Annotated in this window: 1 protein-coding gene and 2 pseudogenes; 1 reads left to right on the top strand and 2 read right to left on the bottom strand. The window is 68.8% G+C overall.

The genetic code is table 11. The features are described 5' to 3' along the window. Positions 1 to 12: 12 nt before the first annotated feature. Positions 13 to 237 (top strand): annotated as a pseudogene (locus KZA10_RS18805) (SDR family oxidoreductase); the annotation flags it as partial. Positions 238 to 248: 11 nt separating this feature from the next. On the opposite strand, the pseudogene KZA10_RS18810 reads toward KZA10_RS18805, so the two are convergent. Further along, a pseudogene (locus tag KZA10_RS18810) lies at positions 249 to 404 on the bottom strand (tyrosine-protein phosphatase); the annotation flags it as partial. Between the two features lie 122 nt (positions 405 to 526). Next, positions 527 to 1390: a MurR/RpiR family transcriptional regulator gene (locus KZA10_RS14835; RefSeq protein WP_235562524.1), complete on the bottom strand. Its 864-nt coding sequence runs from the start codon at positions 1388 to 1390 to the stop codon at positions 527 to 529. Positions 1391 to 1534: the final 144 nt, after the last annotated feature.

Here is a 1534-nt window from a genome sequence, read left to right on the forward strand (position 1 = left end):
AACGTCACCGGCATCGCCCGTGTCACCTCGGCAGCTCTCCCGTGGCTGCGGAAGTCCCCGTCGGCGGCGGTGTGCAACACGGCATCCATCGCATCGACCACCGGGCTGCCGCAGCGCGCGCTCTACAGCGCGTCAAAGGGTGCCGTCTCCGCTCTCACCCGCGCGATGGCCGCCGACCACCTGCACGAGGGGATCCGTGTGAACGCGGTCAACCCGGGCATGTGGACGACGGCATCCCTCTCCGCGGGCTCGCGCAGGTCGACGATCACACTCACCCCGAGCGCGATCAGGAGCTTCTCCCCCGCTTCGCTCAGCGCTTCGGGCGCACCGGAGCGGACCAGCCATGGCCTCCTGGTGTCACTCGCCCGGACGTTGAAGAGCCCGTCCACGTCAATCGCCAGCATGAGACCGTCCCGCCGTTACATGTATTTCGAACCACACGAAACGTCATTACAGTCGGGGTACGTCACCGTCTGCTGACCCGGCGATGACGCCCGGCTGGCCGGGAGGTGAACGGTCGGGTGCGCTACTCCTCGGCGATCGCTTCAGCGACGACGTGACGCATGCCCGCAGCGTCCGACGGGGCCACATCGCTGGCGAGGGCAGAGTGCAGCGCATGCAGCACGACGGTGTGTCCGATTCGCGCGAGGAAAGGGTCGACGTCGTGCGTCAGGGCTGCAGGGCCCGTCGCGACGACGATGTCGGCGGTGCGCCCGATGGGCGAACGAGCGAAGCTGGTGACGACGGCGACGCGTGCTCCGCGGTCCGCAGCGGCAGCGCAGGCACGGAGCGTCTGGACGTTCGCACCGGAGTAGCTCAGTCCGAAGCACAGGTCGTCCTCGGTCAGGCTGTTGACGGCGAACTGCTGGGCGAGCGGATCGACGGGCGCCTCGACCGGACGCCCCAGGATGCTGAGACGCATCGCGAAGTCCTGCAGCGGCGGCCCGGAGAACCCGTTGCTGACCAGCACCACGCGGCGGGCATGACGCAGCGCCGTCGCGGCCTCCTGAAGGAGCACCGGGTTCACGCTGTCTTGGGCGAGGCGCACCGCTTCCACGGCGTCATCGAAGGTGTCGGAGGTGACATCGTCTTCCCGGGGACGCAGGGGCGTCGAGCGAGCGAGTTCCAGACGGAGGTGCTGGAACCCGCGGAAGCCCAGGCTCTGGCATGCGCGGATCACGGTTGCCGTCGACGTTCCCGCGGCCTGGGCGAGTTCGGCCGTCGACCACATGACGACCTCCGCAGGTCGCTCCAGAATCAGCGCCGCGACTCGCGACTCACTGGGCCCGAGCAGGGACGACGAGGCACGCACACGAGCGAGCACGCTGAGATCAGGGCGGGAGATGACCATGGCTTCCTCACCGGCGCACACGTCGGAATGCACCTGCATGGAATGTAGCGCCCGAAGTCGAACGGAGAGGAAACTCCGTCGCGTCCCTCAGACCTCGGCCTCTTCGGGGCGGGCGCGCACCGTGGCCGATCCGAGGGACACGGTCGCCAGCAGCCCGAGCACGAGGAACCCCGCGGCCGTCCA

The organism is Microbacterium sp. BF1 (assembly GCF_019279095.1).
Lineage (GTDB): Bacteria > Actinomycetota > Actinomycetes > Actinomycetales > Microbacteriaceae > Microbacterium > Microbacterium maritypicum.